Annotated in this window: 15 protein-coding genes, 1 pseudogene and 1 riboswitch; of the genes and pseudogenes, 7 read left to right on the top strand and 9 right to left on the bottom strand. The window is 59.8% G+C overall.

The features are described 5' to 3' along the window. Positions 1-205: pseudogene (locus PHAMO_RS20465) on the top strand (IS91 family transposase); the annotation flags it as partial. A 471-nt stretch (positions 206-676) separates the two neighbouring features. On the opposite strand, the gene PHAMO_RS19715 reads toward PHAMO_RS20465, so the two are convergent. Further along, the gene (locus PHAMO_RS19715) at positions 677-1,060 is read right to left on the bottom strand and encodes a hypothetical protein (protein WP_002729579.1); all 384 of its coding nucleotides are present in this window, start codon (positions 1,058-1,060) and stop codon (positions 677-679) included. Positions 1,061-1,141: 81 nt separating this feature from the next. Beyond that, on the bottom strand, positions 1,142-3,286 hold the full coding sequence (locus PHAMO_RS18545; protein ID WP_002729574.1) for a L,D-transpeptidase family protein: 2,145 nt from the start codon (positions 3,284-3,286) through the stop codon (positions 1,142-1,144). Positions 3,287-3,545: 259 nt separating this feature from the next. Between PHAMO_RS18545 and PHAMO_RS11550 the strand changes: the two genes are divergently transcribed. Further along, positions 3,546-4,334: a lysozyme family protein gene (locus tag PHAMO_RS11550; RefSeq protein ID WP_002729570.1), complete on the top strand. Its 789-nt coding sequence runs from the start codon at positions 3,546-3,548 to the stop codon at positions 4,332-4,334. Positions 4,335-4,340: 6 nt separating this feature from the next. Here the strand turns inward: PHAMO_RS11550 and PHAMO_RS11545 are convergent, their stop codons facing one another. Then, a complete protein-coding gene (locus tag PHAMO_RS11545; protein ID WP_155801730.1) occupies positions 4,341-4,829 on the bottom strand; it encodes a hypothetical protein in 489 nt (162 codons plus the stop codon). Between the two features lie 624 nt (positions 4,830-5,453). Between PHAMO_RS11545 and PHAMO_RS18540 the strand changes: the two genes are divergently transcribed. Then, positions 5,454-5,909 (top strand): hypothetical protein, encoded by a 456-nt coding sequence (locus PHAMO_RS18540; RefSeq protein WP_002729565.1) that lies wholly within the window; start codon positions 5,454-5,456, stop codon positions 5,907-5,909. 39 nt (positions 5,910-5,948) lie between these two features. On the opposite strand, the gene PHAMO_RS11535 is transcribed toward PHAMO_RS18540, so the two are convergent. From PHAMO_RS11535 to PHAMO_RS11510, 6 genes are all read right to left on the bottom strand, one after another. Then, the gene (locus PHAMO_RS11535) at positions 5,949-7,094 is read right to left on the bottom strand and encodes an MFS transporter (RefSeq protein ID WP_002729564.1); all 1,146 of its coding nucleotides are present in this window, start codon (positions 7,092-7,094) and stop codon (positions 5,949-5,951) included. 211 nt (positions 7,095-7,305) lie between these two features. Further along, positions 7,306-8,217 (bottom strand): 1,4-dihydroxy-2-naphthoate octaprenyltransferase, encoded by a 912-nt coding sequence (gene menA, locus PHAMO_RS11530; RefSeq protein WP_002729562.1) that lies wholly within the window; start codon positions 8,215-8,217, stop codon positions 7,306-7,308. Between the two features lie 17 nt (positions 8,218-8,234). Further along, a complete protein-coding gene (locus PHAMO_RS19455; protein ID WP_002729561.1) occupies positions 8,235-9,782 on the bottom strand; it encodes a DHA2 family efflux MFS transporter permease subunit in 1,548 nt (515 codons plus the stop codon). A 31-nt stretch (positions 9,783-9,813) separates the two neighbouring features. Further along, a complete protein-coding gene (locus PHAMO_RS19450; protein WP_002729559.1) occupies positions 9,814-11,016 on the bottom strand; it encodes an HlyD family secretion protein in 1,203 nt (400 codons plus the stop codon). Between the two features lie 21 nt (positions 11,017-11,037). Next, positions 11,038-12,471: an efflux transporter outer membrane subunit gene (locus PHAMO_RS11515; protein ID WP_002729557.1), complete on the bottom strand. Its 1,434-nt coding sequence runs from the start codon at positions 12,469-12,471 to the stop codon at positions 11,038-11,040. Between the two features lie 67 nt (positions 12,472-12,538). Next, positions 12,539-13,012, bottom strand: coding sequence for a MarR family winged helix-turn-helix transcriptional regulator (locus PHAMO_RS11510; protein ID WP_002729556.1), 474 nt, complete (start codon positions 13,010-13,012; stop codon positions 12,539-12,541). Between the two features lie 224 nt (positions 13,013-13,236). Here PHAMO_RS11510 and PHAMO_RS11505 point away from each other — a divergent pair, with 224 nt between their 5' ends. From PHAMO_RS11505 to PHAMO_RS18535, 4 genes are all read left to right on the top strand, one after another. Then, positions 13,237-13,773 carry a sugar O-acetyltransferase gene (locus PHAMO_RS11505; protein ID WP_456085338.1) on the top strand — a complete coding sequence of 179 codons (537 nt, stop codon included), beginning with the start codon at positions 13,237-13,239 and terminating at the stop codon, positions 13,771-13,773. Between the two features lie 610 nt (positions 13,774-14,383). Next, positions 14,384-16,459, top strand: coding sequence for an ATP-binding protein (locus tag PHAMO_RS11500; RefSeq protein WP_040566893.1), 2,076 nt, complete (start codon positions 14,384-14,386; stop codon positions 16,457-16,459). Positions 16,460-16,662: 203 nt separating this feature from the next. Then, a riboswitch (cobalamin riboswitch) is annotated at positions 16,663-16,844 on the top strand. 279 nt (positions 16,845-17,123) lie between these two features. After that, entirely contained in the window at positions 17,124-19,085 is a 1,962-nt protein-coding gene (locus tag PHAMO_RS11495) for a TonB-dependent receptor plug domain-containing protein (RefSeq protein ID WP_002729544.1), read from the top strand. Continuing rightward, positions 19,082-19,906: an energy transducer TonB gene (locus tag PHAMO_RS18535; protein WP_002729543.1), complete on the top strand. Its 825-nt coding sequence runs from the start codon at positions 19,082-19,084 to the stop codon at positions 19,904-19,906. The genes PHAMO_RS11495 and PHAMO_RS18535 overlap by 4 nt, the downstream gene beginning before the upstream one ends. Positions 19,907-19,914: the final 8 nt, after the last annotated feature.

Raw genomic sequence — 19,914 nt, 5'->3', positions numbered from 1 at the left:
CCGCAAGGCCAGCCTCGAACGCATCCGCACGCTTCTGGCCGTCGCCCCGCCGACCGTCGCCGATATTGCGGAAGCCCCCGTCGATGCCGTTCCGCCATGCCCCTGCTGCGGCGGGCGCATGGTGATCGTCGAGGTTTTCGAACGGGGGCACCAGCCCCGCGCGCCCCCTGTCGGCGCACTGCCGAACCGGGAGAACCCGCCATGATCCGGCATGGCTTGACCGTCCCAGGCACTCGAACCGCCGCGCTTCGGGTGACGATCCCGCATGGGCCATTCTCTGGAATCCCCGCCGAAAGAAGGGGTTTCGGCTCCTCTTTCCACCAGAATCGTGGCATGACAGACGGACGTTGCGGCCTCTTCGCGCCAACCCGACCTCTTCCGGTGGCCCGTCGCGACACCCCCAGGATCAGCCGCAAAACGAAATCCCCATAGGCCTGTGCTCGAACCTCGCGGGTTCGTTCCTCGGGGACTTTCGTACGCCTCACGGCGCCCGAAACTCTTCACGGAAGGGGAAGGGCGGATATCTGATGTGAAACAGGGAAACCGGACGTTGCCGCAGAAACGTGTTTCGGCAAAGTCTGCCCCATGGCGCTTGTTGGTGGTAGGGCGGGTGGGTGCGGGTGCCCTACGGTGTTCCCCCCCCAATCAGCAGCCAGACAATCCGCGACGATTGCACCTAACAAGGCGCACCGCAATGAGAACCCGTTGCCAATGCCATGGAATTGAGATTTGCAGACACCCCTATCTCATGCAGAGCCGGATAATGCAAAAAAACCAGATAGACCACAGCGGGAAGTAGCGCCAGTCCTAGAAACACAAATCGCCGCGATCTGGAACGCCACATGATACCAGAAGACACTAACAAGAGCGCGCCAGGAACTGCGAATGTTAAAAAATAGGTCAATTTTGTTTCATAATACCAACCGCAAGGTTCGCACGGAAAACGAAAATCCTTCAGACTCCCCAAATAGGGGTCAACCGACATGCTGAGCAATGCCAGCCCCACTGCCGCATGGATCGCGACCCCGGCATATCGAGCTATTCCTTTCAGCCATCTCATTTTGTTCTCAGTCGTTTGTGGTGCGGTCAGCAGCAGAGATTAAGTGACCGCACCACACCCGTTCAATTCGAATCTGGGCGTCTATTCTCGATGATAATCGACGCGGACCTTTACGTCCTTTCCCATGCCCTTGAAGTAGTTTGCAAAATCCTCCATCTGATCGGTGAGGTCGATACAGCCAGCAGAACCTGGCGTTTTGCCGCCGTGTACAGAGAAACCGCCACGCCCCTTGGTATCAGCCCCCTCTCCTGGCTCAAGCCAAATACGAGTCTTGCCCCAGGAATCCTCCAGGCCCGGCCAACTGCTGCCTCCAAAGCGCCCCTTCAAGCGCTCCCACTCGGACAGCTTGTCGATGTTCTGCAACTGGTCCTGCCTCAAAACCCACTCACCTTCGGGCAGAGGACCTTTGTTCTTTTCTCCCTGATGTTCCGCTCCCTGATATCCCGGACGACCTGAAACCGCCGGCCAACTCTTGACCACCTTGCCGTCTTCAATGGCCTTGAATTCCTTTCCATCGAATTCAATGGTCACCGACGGATGAAGGTCGGGGGCTGGTTTCAGTCCGCCCGGAGCACCCGGCGGCGGGATCGGGCTGGGCTTCGCCACAGGGGGGATTGGCTGTGTGATGATCGGCCCGCCCTTTCCAGGCTCGGGTTTCCCTTGAACAGGCGGGGTGGTTTCCGGCGGAACCGGAGCCGGCTTGCTCTTTGTAGGCTGCGTGGCAGGCAGCGTCGGAGGAATTGGTTGCGGCTGAGGCGCCGGTTCGGGTTTCGGCAGCTCTGGGGCTGGAATCGGCGCCGGCGTGGGTGTCGGGACCGGTTTTGGCGCGGTCTCCGGCTTTTTCTCCGCCTCCGTCGCCAACCCCGCCTTCTGCATCTGGGTGGCGAATTTGGCCGCCAACCCAGGATTTTTTTCGCCCATGATCTCGTGCACGGCGGCGAGATAGGGCATGGCCTCGGCACGGTTGCGGCCGATCTCGCCCTGGAAGTGGGTGATGGCGTCGGCGTAATCGCCCCGACCCAGCAGTACCTCTGCCATGTTGCCCGCCGCCCAGCGGTTGGCGCCTTGGGCGGAACCGAACGGGGTCTTGGGCGCGGCGGCGATCTTCTCCTCTTCGGTGGGTTCGCGGAAACCCTCGCCCAAAGGGGCAAGGCGATAGGGCAGTACCTCGCCGGTGGCCTTGTGCAGTTCACGGCGCAGGGTCTCGGCCTTGGCGCCGTCGATCTTTTGGAACCGCGCCAGCAGGTCCGCCACGTCGCCGCGTCCCTGGTCGCCATAATCGTCGATGGCCCGCTTCAGCGTGCGCGCGGTCTGGCTGGGATCGGAATCACGCACCAGCATCTCGGCATAGCCCTGGTTGGCGTCGATACCTTCCTGGTTGATGGTGTGGCCTCGCAACAGGCGATCCCAGTCACGGGGACGCGGCAAGATGCCAGTGATGCCGCCCTGCTCTGGCAAGTCGTTGCCGATGGGCGGCAAGCGCGGCGGCGTGGATTGCGGACGCTCTTCGATGACGGGTGGCTGTGGATGCGGATCGGGCGTCTTACCGCCGTTCATGATCCGGATCAGCGCCTCCAGTTGCTGTTGCGGCGTCAGTTCGCCGCCGGGCAGGTTGGAACCATTGGATGGTGGCTGGGGTTTCGGCATGGGAAAGGTGCCCGGCGGGTCGAACGACCCAGGATCACGGCCTCCAGGGCGGCGGGGGGATTGGGGGTCGTCGCCGGGGAGAAGGACCCCTGGCGAGTCGCCCTTGGGGCCGCCCCAGAAACCCTGGGTCTGCGCGCTCGGATTGCTCGCGTTTTGTCCTTGCGCCTCGCCGCCGCCCAGCAGGCTGCCGATCTTGCCGATGGTGGGGCCACCCGGCTTGAGGAAGCCATCCACCTCCAGCCCCTTGTCCTTCTGGAAGGTGCGGATGGCCTGATCCAGGTTGGCATTGTGCCAGCCGCTGGGGCCGTCGCTGGTCAGCGGCTTGTAATAGCCGGCATCACCCAGGAAGGTTTCCACCTTGGCGACGTCGGGGCGGAAATTGTCGGCACCGCTGCGGCCGACGCTGCCGTGCAGGGTGAACGGGCTGGGGCCGAACATATCCTCGACCAGGGCACCGTCTTTCCACGCCTTCTGGAAGGCGGGCACGGCCGGGTCGTCCTCGGCCGAGGCGCCGGCCCCCAGCGACGAAGCGGGCCGTTTCGGCCGCATGGTAAAGAACGATTGAATGTCCTCGAACATCGGGTTTGCACCTTTCGGTGCAGGCACGAAAAAGCCCGGAGCCGTTGGCGCCGGGCGGATTGCGGCCAAGAAAAAGCCCGGAAGGCGGAAACCGTCCGGGCGTAGCTGTGGTATTAATACCGCTCAGCGTAGCAAAACCTCTGCATGCCAGTCAATCACGTTTTGTTCTTGCGTAGGCGTTGCGCCTCAGCCCCGGTAGCCCGGAGGAGCGGGGAAGGTCCGCTAATAGGAATGGGTGCCGATCAACGGGGTGGCTGGCATGAGGCGCAGAACGGTCGCCTTGGAACAGGGCAAGGACTCTCCCGGCGATCAGGCGGATGTGATGTGGCGCGTCATATCCAGTTATCCTCCGAATCTGTGGATAGACCTCTGGGCGGGTTTGAAACGAACCGTCGAAAAGTCGGTCGCTTGCTTGATCAGTTTTTGCGTGCCAAGGCTTTCAGTGCATAAGGGCAGCATTTTCTTGCCCCGATCAGAGCCCGCAGCATGTCCGACCACCCCCGTTAGCACCGCCGAGAGCCGCTCGGCGGCCCGCCCGGCCCAGGTTGGCGCTGGCTGTTCGTGCAGTGGGGCGTCGAGGGGGGATTACCGGTCCGCCGTCGCCGGCATTTTGCAGAAGACCCTGGACGATGCCCGTGGGCGGGTACCGGGGCTCGGTCGTTCTAGGACACCCGGCGACCTAACGCCCGATCAGCAGGCTGCCCTCTACCGTGACTACCTGAACCAAGCCCTGGCGCGGGCGGGTGGCTATCAGGCCCTGAATGGCATCGGGAACGACTATGCCGCCGCCGTTCTCGCCGACACCTTGTTCCGCTTCGGCCCCGGTGGTGGTGCCAGAATCATTCAGGCAGCGATCAACGCGGTTGTGCCGGACTCGGTGAACATTGACGGTGTCATGAGGCCGCAGACCCTTGCGATCTTTTCCCGGCTGGCATCCGATCCGGCGATGCTACGGCAACTGCTTGATGCCGTTGCAAATATAAGGGATCGCCGACTGGACGGCAAGGAAGCGGACAGAACAGATCACTTCCGCTTTCTGAGAGAGTAGGCCCCGCTACCAGCGTGGGGTTTCCCAGGTCAGGACGACCCATCTGCCATCCATCGGGCGGATCAGATAGGTGGTGGGTGGGCCGTCCGGGGTCTCGCAGACCTTTTGGCAAAACAGACTCTGGATCCCCAGGCTCACGTCACCCGCCTTGGTGGGCTCTTCATTAAGAAAGGGCTGTTTCTTGGGATTGATGCGTTTGGCAACCGCGACCCTGTAGCGCTCCCACACCCCGATACCTGGGCGGCCGCGAAAGAGGCCCGGTGGCCGATCAAGTCCCTTGCCGATACGGCACAGTTCATCGCTGCCGCGAACGAAGCACGCTATCACCGTCTCCACCGCACAGAGCGGGGTCACCGGATTGCCGATGCACTTGCTTTCCGTCGTGGCGTCATCCTGGGTGAGCGCGTGCCAGACCCCCGGCGGGTCAATGGGCGGCAGAGCGGACGGCTCGGCGACCACGGCTTGTCCTCCCCCGGCCACAGAGACCGGAAGCACCAGCACTCCCCAAAGCATCCATTGCTTGAACATGGCAGAATATTATGCACACGCCCGAGCGGGGTCAATGCCGCCCCGCACCCACTCCGCCCGATTAAGCCTTATTAAACCGGAACCCTGCCGCCATTGGTGCAGGGAGGTTGTCTGCCTAGGTAATTGTTTTTAAATATAAAAATGGCGCGTCAGGAAAGACTCGAACGTCTAGCCATGAGATTGGTAGTTTGACGCCCTGAGATGTTTCTCGTTGTCCGCTATCGAGTAACGAAAAAATCATAATTTTCGGCGGCCATGGCCGCAGAACGGTCGCCTTGGAACAGGGCAAGGACTCTCCCGGCGATCAGGCGGATGTGATGTGGCGCGTCATATCCAGTTATCCTCCGAATCTGTGGATAGACCTGTGGGCGGGTTGAGGGTAACGCCGGGGATTCCTGGCGGACTGGGCCTGTTGTGGTCGCTGCTGATTTTTGAGGCAAGTCGGACGGCCCGCTGACATCTTCGGCGGCATCGCCCCTGAACGCGGTAAAGGGTTGCACGTCCTCCGGGGCTAAGTTGATACTGCGTCCCACACCCGGCGAGTCGGCAGCCGCGCTGGGGGCAAGGGGGGGGCTGCCAAAGGAATCGATCATGCACATAGCCGAACTTTTACATCCGCTTGCCGCGCGTGTGACGCTGGGCCTGTTCGTCCTGATCTGGGGCTCCGCAGTTACGGCCGGGTTGTTTGCCGACCGTGAACTTCTTGCCTTCATCAAGGAAGTGGTGGTCTGGTCGTTATTCCCGCTTGTCCCAATCGCGATGATCACCGCCATTACCGGCCTGCAATTGACCCGTGTCCGGCCCAGCCAGATTTCCGAACGCAAACGTCGGCGTCTGCGGTTGATCGCCGCGATTTCTATTGTGGTCTTGCTGCCTGCGACCCTCTGGCTCGACGCTCAGGCACAACAAGATAGCGTTGACGGGACTCTTTTCTTCATCGTGCAGGGGATCGAACTGGCCGCCGGACTCGTTACCCTGGTGCTGATGGGGATCAGCGTTCGTGACGGGATCTTGGCGAAGCGGGAAGCAGCGTCTGCTGGTCGTTAGTCCGTTTGTTCATCGGTGCCGGATTTTGCCATTTGCAGGTTATCGCTCCAGGTGAGGAGCCAAGGCGAAAACAAACGGGAAAATCGCCAGCGCCACCATTGCGGTGGCGGTAACGGCCCAACCGGCACCGACGGCATCGCCAAGGATGCCATAAAGAACGGGGGAGATCGCCCCGGACCCGATGGTTCCAGTATAGAACAGGGCAAATGCCCGTTCTTCGCTTTGGTGGGGAAGCCTCAATTCGGGAACAGATCCATACAATACGGATGAGGTTCCGTTCAGCACCAGACCAAGAATCGGCAACAGACAGAGAGACGGGAAGAGAGGCGATGCCAGGACCGCAAGGATTAAGGCAGCCGTCCCTCCCTCGGTTGCCAGTACCGTTCGCAGCGTTCCAAAACGGCCGCCCAGCCATCCACAGACGAATTTTCCGGCGGCTCCTCCCATGAAAACAAGAGCAAGACCGAGACCGACTGTAGGTAAAGAGGCCCCTTTTTCCCGAAGAAGGAACGGTAAGAAGGTCAGCAGCCCCATGCGGACTCCAGAATCGAGCACGCCGATGGTCAGAAGCAGACCGAACCCGCCCCGTCCCTTGCCGATGGTTGGTGTCTTTTCCGCCGCCGCCGGTGGTGGGGCAAGCGGCGGCATTGCGATGGCGATCCCTGCCGCCACCACGACGGCCAGTACGGCAATAAGCCCCAGTGAAAGCTGCCAGGACATCACCATCAGGAGTCCTGACGCTAATGCCGGAATCGCTGCTTTCCCAATGTCGCCGCTGAAATTGTAAACACCGAGTGGCCCGCGTGCGCTCCCGCCATAAGCGCGGGACACCGCCGCCGAAGCGATCGGGTGCTGGGTGCTTGATCCGATACCGGCAAGCGTCAGACCGGCGCACAGTCCTAGAACCCCACCAGAGCTTCCGGCGACGACAAAACCCAGCCCGGTGACGATGGTGCCACAGACGAGAATGAACCGCCCACCCCAGCGTTCGGCCAGCCGCCCGGATGGAACCTGCAACGCAGCCATGGCCCCCGAATAAAGCCCCCTTAATAACGCCAGTGCGCCATAGCTGAGGCCAAACTCAGCCTGCCAGAGTGGCAGAAGGACATAGATAAGATCAGCGCAGCCATCGTGCAGCGCATGCGCTGCACTGGCGGTCGTAAGGGTCCGCTTTGAACGCACCATCTCTATGTCATTCTTAAGGTCTTATCCGATCTCTGGTTATCATGCGGATCATTGTATTCACAATAGTCCGAGCGATAAGAGGCCGTGCGATATCGATGTCTCGGGATGTGCGGAATGTGAAGGAACCCGGTTCCATCGCCGTCTTCCCATCGGTATGGGAAGGCTTGGCTATCGGCAATGGCAACCGGGGAGGCCTTTACGGTCTCTGCCTTCATAAGCCCAGATTGATCCCAACGGCGAACAGAACGGCGACAATCAACTGCAACCGTGCGGTTTTGCCCAGAATGGGGTTAAAGGCGCTCCCTCGGGGCAAGGTGACGAAGCGGTGGATCAGGTCGATTGCGAGTGGCAGTCCCGCCAACGTCACCCAGCCGCCATTGGGTCCCATCGGTCCGGCGAGCAAGCCGAAGGACACCAGGAGGAACAGGCTGTAAAGAACCCGGCTGGCGGGTATGCCGGCCTGGATTGCCAGGGTGTTGCGGCCCGCGATGCGGTCGGCCTCGATATCGCGGTAATTATTGACCATTAGCACGGCGGCGGCGAACAGGCCAATCGCCACCCCAGTCTCCAGGGCCAAGAGCGATAGTGTGCCGGTCTGGAGGTAATAGCTGCCGCCGACGGCGCCTATCCCAAAAAAGGCGACGACGAACAACTCGCCATAGGGGCCGTAGGAGATCGGGCGCGGTCCACCCGAATAGCACCAGCCGCCGATCAGAGAGGCGATGCCCAGGATTAGGATTGGAAGTCCCCCGCAGGCGATCAGATACAGCCCAACCACGGCGGCGAGGGCAAGGCAGATCTGCGCGGCGGCGATCACTCGCCGCGCCGGAATCCAGCCCCGAGCGGTAACCCGAGCTGGCCCCTGACGTGTCGGCAGGTCGCCACCGCGCAGGGCGTCAACGGCGTCGTTGTGCAAATTGGCACCAGCCTGAATCAGCAGGGCACCAATCAGCGCCCCAAAGCCGGGACCAGGGTCGAACCGGCCGGTCTCAGACCAGGCCAGCGCGGTTCCGGCGATCACCGGGGCGACGGAGATGGTTAAGGTGTGGGGTCGTGCCGCCAGCATCCACAGCCGCCAACCGGACGGTGGCTGTGCGCTCATCGGGATATGGCCGATTTGCATTTATCTCTCCTCTCTCTTTAGTGATTGCCGCCGTCCTTGGCGGGAGGTGCTCCCTGGCGAACCGGACGCGATAGCCAGATCAGGCCCATCAGAGCCAGGAACAGCACGCCGGACACCCAGAACAGGTCGTTGACGGACAGGATCAGGGATTGGCGGGTGACCTCCGCATCAATCGCCCGATAGATTTGTTGGGAATTCAGTCCAAGGCTGCGCACGCTTTCTTCGAATCGGGCGGTCGGTTCGGAATAAGCGGTGATGTTTTCGTTCAGATAGGAATGGTGCCGGATCGCGCCGTTTTCCCACAGAGTGGTCCAGACCGACGCCGCGAACGATCCGGCCATGATCCGCATGAAATTGTAGAGGCCCGAGGCGGCGGGAATCCGCTGCTGCTCCAGGCCAGACAGGATCACCGTGGTCAAGGCGATGAAGAAGGTCGCCATGGCGAACCCTTGCAGCAAATGGGTGGCAACGATGTCCCACATCGCGACGTCGGGGCTGAAGGTCGAGCGCCAGAAACTGCACACCGCGAAAATGAAGAAGGCAAAGGTGGCGAACAGTCGGGGATCGACCTTGTGGATGGTGCGTCCGATCAGAGGCGACAGGATGATCGAGAAAAATCCGATCGGCGCGGTGACCAGACCGGCCCAGGTCGCGGTATAGCCCATGACGCTTTGCAGCCACATCGGGATCACCACCAGATTTCCAAAGAAAACCGCATAGCCCAGGGTAATGGCGATGGTTCCGGTGGTGAAGTTGCGGCCCTTGAATAAGGTGAGATCGACGATCGGGTGCTTTTCGGTCAGCTCCCAGATGATGAAGAAGGTGAAGGCGACGATTGCGATGATCGCCAAAGCCACAATGGTCGAGGAGTTGAACCAGTCGAGTTCCTTGCCTTTGTCGAGCATGATCTGTGTCGCGCCGACCCAAAGCACCAGAAGAGACAGGCCGATAGTATCGATGGGCAGTTTTCTTGGTTCGGTTTCACGGCCCTTCAGGGTAACGAAGGTTAGCCACGCCGCGAGCAGGCCGATGGGAACATTGATGTAGAAAATCCACGGCCAGGACACGTTGTCGGTCAGCCAGCCGCCGAGAACCGGGCCCATAACCGGCGCAACTGTCGTTGTCATCGACCACAGGGCAATCGCCATCCCGGCCTTGGCCTTGGGATAGCATTGCAGCAGCAGGGCTTGGGACAGCGGAACCATCGGTCCCGCGACCAGTCCCTGGAGGCAGCGGAAGAGCAGAAGAGTTTCAAGGTTGGTGGCAAGGCCACAGAGCAGCGACAGGAGGACGAACAGAACAACCGCCGACAGAAACAGCCGTAATTGTCCGATCCGCCCGACCAGCCAGCCGGTCAACGGCACGGCGATGGCGTTGGAGACACCGAACGAGGTGATGATCCAGGTTCCCTGGCTGACGCTGACGCCAAGATCCCCGGCAATGGTGGTCAGCGCCACATTGGCGATGGTGGTATCGAGCACGTTCATAAAGGTGGCTAGCGACAAGGCCACGGTGGCGAGCACCAGCCGGTTTCCGGTTAGGGGGGGAAATGAGGGTGGGGGCATATTTCGTCTCCCGTGCGGCGGGTGTCGCCGATCAGCGACCGCCGGTGCCGGTGGGGGTCGGTTCTGCCCGCGCATTCCGGGCGATCAGGGTCTCGATCAGCGCATCGGCGTCGTGGTCGAGATCGGCGAACACGCCGGTCTGCGCCACGACCTCCTTTTGCAGCCCGGAGGAGATTTGCGGCCCGGTTTGGTCCTTGACCGAGACATGGACTTCCATCGACAGCCCGATCAGCAGCGGATGTAGCGTGAGGTCAAGGGGATCAATGGCGATTCGCACCGGCACCCGCTGGACCACCTTGATCCAATTGCCGGTCGCGTTCTGGGCGGGCAACAACGAGAAGGCCGATCCGGTCCCCGCCGCCAGTCCAACCACCGTGCCGCGATACTGAACCTTGTCGCCGTAGATATCGGCGGTCAGCAATGCAGGCTGGCCGATCCGCATATCCCCCAACTGGCCCTCTTTAAAATTGGCGTCAACCCAGACATCGTTCAAAGGGACAATCGCCATCAGCGGCGTGCCGGGAGTGGTGCGCTGCCCGACCTGAACGGCGCGGCGTGCGACTTGGCCGGATATCGGCGCGGGGACCGAGGTGCGCCGCCACGCCAGATAGGATTCGCGCACCTGGGCGGCAGCCCGCGCGACCCGAGGATGGTTGGTCAGGCTGGTCATATCGATCAGAACCCGGTTGGTTTCCTGCTGCTTGCGGGCACTGGCCAACTGAGCCGATGCTTGCAGCACCGCATCGCGGGCATGCTTCAGTTCTTCGGACGAAACCGCGCCGGTATCGGCCAGTCTCTGGCGGCGGGCCAGATCTTCCTGCAACCGAGCCAAGGTGGTTTCCTGTACCGAGACCGTCGCGGCCAAGGCTCCGTCCTGGCTGAACAGAGCGCGCACTTGGCGCACCGTTTCAGCCAGATTCGCTTCGGCCTGATCGAGAGCCAACCGGGTGTCGGCCGGGTCGATGGTGACCAGAGTCTGTCCGACTTCGACGAAATCGGTATCGTCGGCGTGGACCGATGTAACCGTGCCGGCGATCTGGGGCGAGACTTGGATGATGTTGCCGGCGACGTAAGCATCGTCGGTGGACATGTCGAAACGGCCGCTGGTCCACCAATAGAGGCCATAGGCGACACCAAGGCCGGTGAAGCCCAAGGCTGCGGCAGACATCAACAACTTGCGGCGGAGCCGGTTGCGAAGATCGTTCGGCGTGGGAGGGGGTGGGGTGTCGGTCATTGCTGGGCGTCCTGGGGAGGGTTACGACGGAGGCAGAGCCTGGGGGGCAAAGCCTCCCCCCAGGGCGTGGGCCAATCCGATCGAGATGCTGTATTGACGATTGCGCGATCCGGCTTCTTGGCGGCGCTCGCTGATCAGGTCGCCTTCGGCCGACAGCACGGTCAGGTAGTTGGTCAGTCCTTCGCGGTAACGGAGGACGGCCAGTCGATACGCTTCTTCCAGGTGGACCACCGCGAGTCGCTCTTGGGCCAGCCGGGCCTGATTGGCTCGCCAGGACGTGAGTTGACTCACGACGTCGCGCAGAGCGTCGAGAATGGCCCCGTTGTAGAGTTCGACGGTGATGTCGAGATTGGCGTTCGCCTCGGCCAGATTGCTCCGCAGCCGTCCGGCGTCGAAGACCGGCAAGGAGATCGCGGGGCCTGCCCCGGCCATGAAGCTGCTGGCCGCGAGGAACTGGGACAGTCCGATCGACTTGAAGCCGAGGAACGCCGACAGGTCGATATTGGGGTAGAACTGGGCCTTGGCGGCATCGATGCTCCGGGTTGCCGCTTCGATCCGCCAGCGCCGGGCGACGATATCGGGGCGGCGGCCGATCAGATCGGCGGGCAGGGTCGAGGGCAGTCCGATCGGTGTCGTTACGGTCAGATTGGGGCGCTCGATGGTCATGCCTCGGTCGGGACCGCTGCCGACCAAAACCGCCAGATCGTACCGCAACAGGGCGATGCGTTCTTCGTTCGCGCTGATCTCCGCCAGTGTCGCGGCGATGGCGGCATCGGCCTGACGGGTTTCGACCTCGGTGACCAGTCCGGCCCGAACCAATTTGGCGGTCAGGGACTGGATCTCCTGCTTTTGTCGCAACAGATCCCGGCTGATGTCGAGTTGGTCGAATTCTCCGGCCAGTCGGACGTAGGTCCGGGCGATCGAGGCGGCGAGGTCGAGCCGCGCCGCCTGGGCATCGATCTCGCTGGCGCGAAGATTTCCCAAGGCGGACCGGTATTCCGCCTCGCGACCGCCCCATAGATCGAGGCTGTAGGAGCCTTCTAGCGCGATTTTGTTCTCGGTTCGCACCCGGCCTGCCAGGGAGTCGGGGTACTGGCCATTTTCATTGAAACGCTGATCAATGATCGATGCGCCTGCGTCGAGGTGGGGGTAAAGCGCGGAATCCGCCAGCCCGGCCAGGGCTTCGGCCCGGCGGATGCGGGCCTCGGCGACCTTGATCGATGGGTTGCCGGACAATGCCTCGCGAATCAGCCGGTTCAGTTGTTCGTCGCGATAACCGTTCCACCAATCTTCGGCTGGCCAGGGGGCGGCCTCGGTGCTGGGACCGGCGGTCCCGGCAATGGCCAGGGTGTTGGCGTCGGTCATCGCCGATTGGCGGTCGATCTCGTCCCAACTGGCGCAGCCGGTCACGATCAGCGCGATGAGCGACGTCGTGGCCACGGATGCCTTCTTCATCGGTTCGGTCCCTTAAAAGGTTGCCATAACTGTCACTGCCTAGGCAGGTATATGGTTAAAAGGGGGATCACTCGGTGTTGCTGTTTGCCTGGATACGGTCGAGATAGCCCATCAAAGCGTATGCTTCCTCGGGGGTGAAGCCCTTGAGGAAGCAGTTCAAAGTCTCGATGGCGATAGGGGCGAGTTGCCGATACAACGTCTTGCCAAGGTCGGTCAGATAAAGCTCGACCACTCGCCGGTCCTCGATGCTGCGACGGCGATAGATCAGACCTCTTTTTTCCAATCGATCCAGCATCCGGGTCATCGATCCGCTGTCATAGCCGATTGCACGGCATAATTCCGCCGCACTGGCATCGACGCCGCTGGCGATACGGACCAGTACAACCCATTGTGGCCCGCTAATGCCAAGGGCGCTCGCCTGACGATCAACCGAAGCTCTCAACTCGGTCGCGATATCGATCAGTTGGCGGGCGATATTGCGGGCCGGGGTATAATTCTCCTCAGTATAGAGGGGGGAGGAGGGGACGTTTGCCGGTGCCATGAATCTCTCTTATAGCTGCCTAAGCAGAGATTGCCTAAGCAGGTAATTTTTGTCAAGATGCCGGCTCAAGCGGCGGACGGGGCACCTTCGCACCCCTTGTCTTCCATGCCATGAGGCGGGGGTTGTCGGGCCTAACCAAGCTGGCATGAGTTTCATTTAATGCAGCTTGGTACTATATTGCATATGCGTTGAATTTTGTTCGAGGTCGAGTGATGCGGACAGAAATGGAGAAGATGTTGGCTGGCGATCTGTACAGCGCCAGCGATCCTGAAATTCAGAGAGAAGTCAGCGCTACCCATTCGTGGCTTGTGCGTTACAACGCAGCTCTTGGTCTTCCCCCCTCTGAGCGGCTTGATTTGCTGAGAGAACGTCTCGGTTCTGTCGGCGACGATGTTGTTATCAGACCGCCATTCCATTGCGATTATGGGTTTAACATCTCTATCGGAAAGGGTGTCTTCCTGAACTTTAACTGCGTCATTTTGGATGTTGTGAAAGTGACGATCGGTGATCTGACGCAGATTGGTCCAGGGGTCCAGATTTTGACAGCCGATCACCCTCGCGATGCCGCGACGCGGGCTTCCGGTCTAGAATTTGGCCGTCCGATCCATATTGGACGCAACGTCTGGATTGGAGGCGGGGCGCTCTTGTTGCCGGGTGTTTCCATCGGTGACGATGCATTGATCGGTGCGGGCAGCGTGGTCACGCGCGACGTTGCCGCCGGGGCTACGGTCTTTGGCAATCCGGCCCGTGTCCGGGGCTGAGTGGTGGCTGCATGATTTTCTGCCTTCGATGCGCATCTGTGCAGGAGAAAATAGATGCGATATGGACTTTCCATTTCCACCCTGTGTCTTGGGCTGGCTTGGGGCCTGTCTGCTGCGAAAGCGGAAACACTGCCACCGGATATCGAGGCGCTAACTGATCGTTGGGCCGTCGTTTACGGTGAATGCCGTTCTTTGCCTATGCCTGATAGGTCAAACGAGGCTGAAATAGAGCGGTCCTGCAATGAACGGAATGATATCCAAAATAATTTACGCAAAAAGGGGTGGTGCTACGGTCCGGAAAATGTAGCGAATGTCTATAAATCGTGGATAAGATGTAAGAAATAAATTATAAATTCTATTTAGTAATATTATTCATATCAGAACAATTCCGTTGTGCATCGTAGCTATTTTTTCTCCGATGTGAGCGGAAATGACGTTTTTTTCAGATACGCCCTCGTGGGCGACATCTCCTATTGTCTGCGAGTGTGGCGGAGTGGAGCCGCCACGATCAATCTCACCACAGGGGGTTTTGAAAAGCATACAATCTGGCAGGGCATGACGTGCGGACGTTCATAGCTGTATTGATGTGTTTCGCCAGGATTTTGACCCGATGACGAATCGTCTTTTGGTGAAGCAAGTCGCCTTCCAGATGGGCCGCGCTTGGCCTCTGGCGCTCTGGGGCGGGGCCGTTATCGTTGTTGGGGTTTGGTTCTCGGTCAGCACTATCCGAGACCGTAACGATGAACTGCGCGAGGCCGAAATCCGTTCCCAGATTTTAGCCGAATTAGCAGCGGTCCAAACCGCGCGGATATTTGAAGGCGCCGAAATGGCGATCAGAAATGCCGTCGCTGTCCTGGGCGAGGCGGGCGAATGGGAGCGTCACGCCCGCGATCCCGTTACTTGGCGTATTATCAACGATATCGGTAAGACGCTCGCATTACGGCCTCGTCTCATTGCGATTGATGCGGATGGTAATGTCCTTATAAATGGGGATAACATTAAATCAAATAAATTTTCAGTTTCAGATCGAGAGTATTTTCAATATCACATGGATAATAATTCTGTTGAGCCATATGCTGGTAATCCTATTGTTGGTCGTTTCAGCAACATATTTGGTTTGACGCTTTCTCTTCGGATGAATAATCCGAATGGTTCTTTTGGAGGGGTTATCGTCGCCCACCTCTCTCTTAATAATATTATTGGATATTTCGAGGCTCTGGCCGAACAACAAGGCGTTATTTTTTCGGTATTCCGCGAGGATGGAACCCTACTGCTCCGGCACCCAGAATCTTCGGTTGGAATTGGGATGCGGTTCCCCTCTTCTATTCTTTCTCCCGGCGAAGATATTCGAGAGGGAACAGTTTTGCGGGTGTCTCCGATTGATGGCGTCGAGCGTATTACAAGCTTCAAGCGGCTCGATCATTTTGGCGTGGTGCTGGTCGCGGCGGTGCCGGTCGAATCCGCGTTGGCCTCCTGGCGCCAACGTACTCTCCAAATGGCGGTTCTAATCGCCTTGGGCGGCGTTGTTCTCACCATTCTTTATGCTGTTCTGCTTCGGCGCAGCAGAGAACGCCAGCGTTCCGCGGCTATTATTAGTGAAAGCCGTAGTCTTCTGCTTGAAGTCCAGGCCGTCGCCCACCTTGGCTATTATGTTTACGATATGGTGGCCGACCGCTGGGATAGTTCGGAAATTCTGGACATGATTTTCGGTATCGATTCCGGGTATCGACGTGATGCCTTGGGTTGGCTCGATCTTGTTGCCCCTGATCAGAAGGCCGAAATGACGCTCTATCTCGAAGAGATTGTGGTGGGCCTGCATGATTTCGACAAAGAATATCGCATCTGTCGCAATGCAGACGGTGTTGAGCGTTGGGTGGCGGGGCTGGGAAAGGTCGAACGTGACGAGAAAGGGCGGGCAATCCGAATGATAGGAACTGTCCGCGATGTCACAGAAAAAATCAGATCTCAGGATGAACTGTCCAAGAAAGCAGAAGAACTAGCGCGTTCCAACGCTGACCTCGAACAATTCGCTTATGTCGCCTCGCACGATCTGCGCGAACCCCTGCGCATGGTCGCTTCCTACATGCGCCTGCTTGAACTGCGCTATGGTGGTGGTCTTAATGCGGAAGCTCACGAGTTCATTGCGTTCGCCCGAGAGGGGGCGTTCCGGATGGACAAGCTGGTACTCGATTTGCTCGCTTATTCTCGTATCGGCCGTATTCCCGATGAGCCGGGACAGGTCCAACTGACCGATGTCATCGACTATGTGCGGCATCAACTCGCCAACAGAATCAGTGAGACTGGTGCCGAACTCCTTGTTGATTCCGCCTTGCCGACCGTCAGTGGGCACGTCGAGGAACTGATCCGGCTGTTCCAGAATTTGATCGATAACGCGATCAAGTACCGTTCCCCGGATCGGTCGCCGGTTATTCGGGTCTCTGCCTGTTCCACGGAAGGGGGCTCGATCATTCGTGTTGCGGATAACGGTATTGGCATCGACCCTGAATATTTCGAACGCATCTTCGTGATTTTCCAACGTCTGCACCGTCACCCCGGTTACGAGGGCACCGGGATCGGTCTTGCCATTTGTAAAAAAATTGCAGAGCAGCATGGCGGGCGAATTTGGGTCGAATCCGTTCCCGGCGAGGGAACAACCTTTAACGTCGCTTTGAAATCCGTGAAATAGACGGAGGTTTGGGGTAATGGTGTCGGGTTTTTTTATTTATTATTTAATAATATTAATGAATTATTTTTATATTTGATGAAATTAATAGTCCAAACTCAGGAAGTTTAATTCGTTTTTGATTTTGTAGAATATTAAGGCTTTAGTCGTCCATGCGATGGCCCCATCGGGTGGGGTGTCGATTGACAGCCATGGCGGTGCGGGGTAAATCAATCGTCAGCAGCGGTCCCCGGAGACGGGGCGCAAAAGGGAACACGGTGAAAATCCGTGGCTGTTCCCGCAACTGTAAGGGGGGAGGTCCATCCCACGACGCCACTGGGTAACCGGGAAGGCGGGATAGGGCCAGCGATCCCCGAGTCAGGAGACCTGCCGTTGCCAGTATCACCCATCCGTCGGGCGGGATACCCGGTCGGAGCGACTCTGTCGCCTTGTGGTGGTGCGCTGTTGCGTCGCTGCGGGGGTGTTATGATTTTTGGTCCGAACAGACTCTGACAAATGAACCGGCGGGAGTAATCCCTGTCCGGGCTGACTTCGTGCGCATTGCACAAAATGAGTGTCTGTTTCGACCTGATTACAAATCCATCCGCACGACGCGCGAATCTGGCGTTTCACCCCACGGGGCGAGGCGTCGTTGCCAACGCATGGGTCGTAAGGTTGTGAACGCATAATGAGGATAAAACAGAACGGGCGGAGCGGAAGTCTGCTGGCATTGGGAACATTGTTGGCCGCTTTTCCCGCTTGGGCCGAGGAAACGGCCGACGAGATGGTGGTTACCGCTACCCGCGTCGCGACGCCGGTCGATCAGATCGGTGGTTCGGTGACGGTGATTACCCGCGACGAACTGGATGCCCGTCAGACGCCCAAGGTCGAGGAGGTTCTGAAAAGCGTCCCCGGCTTGTCGGTGACCCGTTCGGGCGGCATGGGAACGACGTCCCAGGTCAGGATCCGGGGGACCGATGCCAACCATACGCTGGTGCTGATCGATGGTCAGCGGGTCAATTACCAAGACACGATGTACAATTTCGACTTCGACTGGATGGTCACGGACGACATCGAGCGAATCGAGGTTCTGCGCGGTCCCGCCGCAGGTCAGTGGGGATCGGACGCGGTCGGTGGTGTCATTAATATTGTCACCCGCAAGGGCAAAGGCCCGATGACGGTGACGGCACAGGGGGAACTGGGCAGCTATTCCACCAACCGCGAGAACGTCGCGGTGCGCGGTGGCGGCGATGCGTTCGACTATTCCTTCGGCTGGTCGCGCTATCGGACCGCTGGCTGGTCGATCGCGTCGAAGAACCGGGGGATGGGAAGCGAGCACGACGGTGCTCAGAATAATACCGTCAACGGTAAGGTCGGATTCTCTCCCACCGATAATTCCGAGATCGAGTTTCGCGGCTCGCACACTGATCTCTGGGCCGATTTGGATGGGACCAAGAGCGGCGGTGGCACACTCGATACCAACCGTTCGAAGGCCAAACACACTGACACCGGCGCGGTCAAAGGTTCGCTGGCTCTGTTGGACGGGATCTGGACCCAGACCGTCAATGCCAGCGCCATCCGCAATGATCAGTGGAACATGGGCGGGACGACCAAGGGCTGCACCGTGGGCGCGCCGCTGTGCGCGGCCTATCTTGGCACCACCGTCAACGCCTCGTGGCAGAACGACCTGCGGTTCGATAAGGATCATGTGACGACGGTCGGCTATGAAGATACCCGCGACTATTACTGGCAGCGGCAGTATCAGCAAAAAAGCAAGATCACCAGTGCGTCGATGCAGACGGTTGCGCCGTTCTTTCAGCATCAGGCCCATCTGTTCGATCAACTCGACCTGGGGGGCGGCTGGCGCGGCAACGATCATACCGTGTTCGGCTGGAATCCGACCTGGTTCACCACTCTGGCGTGGCATCTGCCGACCGATACGACACTGAAAGGTTCGTATGGGACGACGTTCAAAGCGCCGATGCTCTTTCAGATCAACTACCCGTCGGGGCTGGCCAATCCCGGTCTGAAGGCGGAGCAGGGGCGCGGCTGGGATGTCGGGGTCGAGCAGAAAGTGCTGAACGGCGCGGGCAAGGCCGGGGTGACCTGGTTCCGTAACGACATCGATAATCTGATTAATTATGTCGCGATCGGGAATACCGGCCAGTACCAAAACGTCGCCAAGGCGACGACCTATGGCGTCGAGACCTTCTTTGCCTGGACGGTCTTCGACGATGACGATGGATCGCTGGAGGTGTCGCCCAGTTATACCTACACCCAGGCCTATGATCGGGCGACTTGGGCCGAACTGCCGCGTCGTCTGCGTCACAAGTTCGCCAACGATCTGTCCTGGCGTTTTCTTGAGAAGAAAGCCCGCCTGACGTTCAGCACGATTTTCGCGTCCGACTTCCAGGAAAACCGTTCGACCCTGGCGACGGTTCCGAACCGGATGGGGGAGTATGCGCAGTTCGATCTTTCGGGCAGCTATGACCTGACCGAGAGAATTCAGGTCTATGGCCGGGTCGAGAACCTGGGCGATGCGTATCACGAATCCTCGTATGGCTATGCCGAAACCGGCGGGCGCGCTTTCTTCTCTGGAATCAAGGTTGCGTTCGAGCCGATTACGATGGCTCGCGAGGCGATGAAATGAAGCCGGTTCTCGCCGTCAGTTCCCGCCAGGGTGCCGTCGGCGGTGGGCTTTCGTTGATTCTCCATGCCGGACTTCTGGCGGCTGGGTTGTGGGGCATGCGGCAGGTCGCCGTGCCGTCTTCGGAATTGGCGGTCGAGGTTGCGCTGGTGAGCGTGGCCGATACTGGAACGGCGACGCCGACCTTGACCTCTGCCCCCACGCCTGCACCAGCGTCAGTTCCGGTACCCGCGCTTACGCAGCCGAGTCCGCCCAAGGCTGTTCATCCCATCCGGCCGCCCGCTCCCCAGCGGGCGGTTCCGTCCCCGGTTCCGGTGAAGATGAAGAGTGCGCCACGCGTGCCAGATGCCTCGCCGCCGTCCGAGGAGGGACCGTCTGAGCCAGTATCCGAGCCGATGGCGACGGAGACCGGAGAGGTGGGCGGAGAACCGCACTCCGTTCCCGTCGGGACTACGGTTGGAGCCGCAACCGCAACCGGAGCCGCAACCGGAGCCCGAGGTGGTGCCGCTGCCGGTGGACGGGAAGACGCCGACCTTCGGGCCGAGCCGTTGGATACGCCGCCGCCGTCCTATCCGTTGGCGGCGCGGCGGCGCGGCCTTGAAGGACGGGTTCTGTTACGGATCGGGATCGATGAACGCGGTCAGGTCGCAGCGATCGATCTGGCGGCGTCCAGCGGGTCCGAGACCCTTGACGATGCGGCAGTGGCGGCGGTGCGGCAGTGGCGGTTCCGTCCCGAACGGCGCGACAGAAAATCGGTGGCGGCGACGATCCTGGTTCCGATCCGGTTTCAACTGGGCGGCGTTGTCGTGGCTCGTTCCGAATGAAAGAGGGC

It is taken from the genome of Magnetospirillum molischianum DSM 120, from assembly GCF_000294655.1.
Classification (GTDB): Bacteria; Pseudomonadota; Alphaproteobacteria; order Rhodospirillales; family Magnetospirillaceae; genus Phaeospirillum; species Phaeospirillum molischianum.
This window is presented reverse-complemented; position numbering and strand designations above follow the sequence as displayed.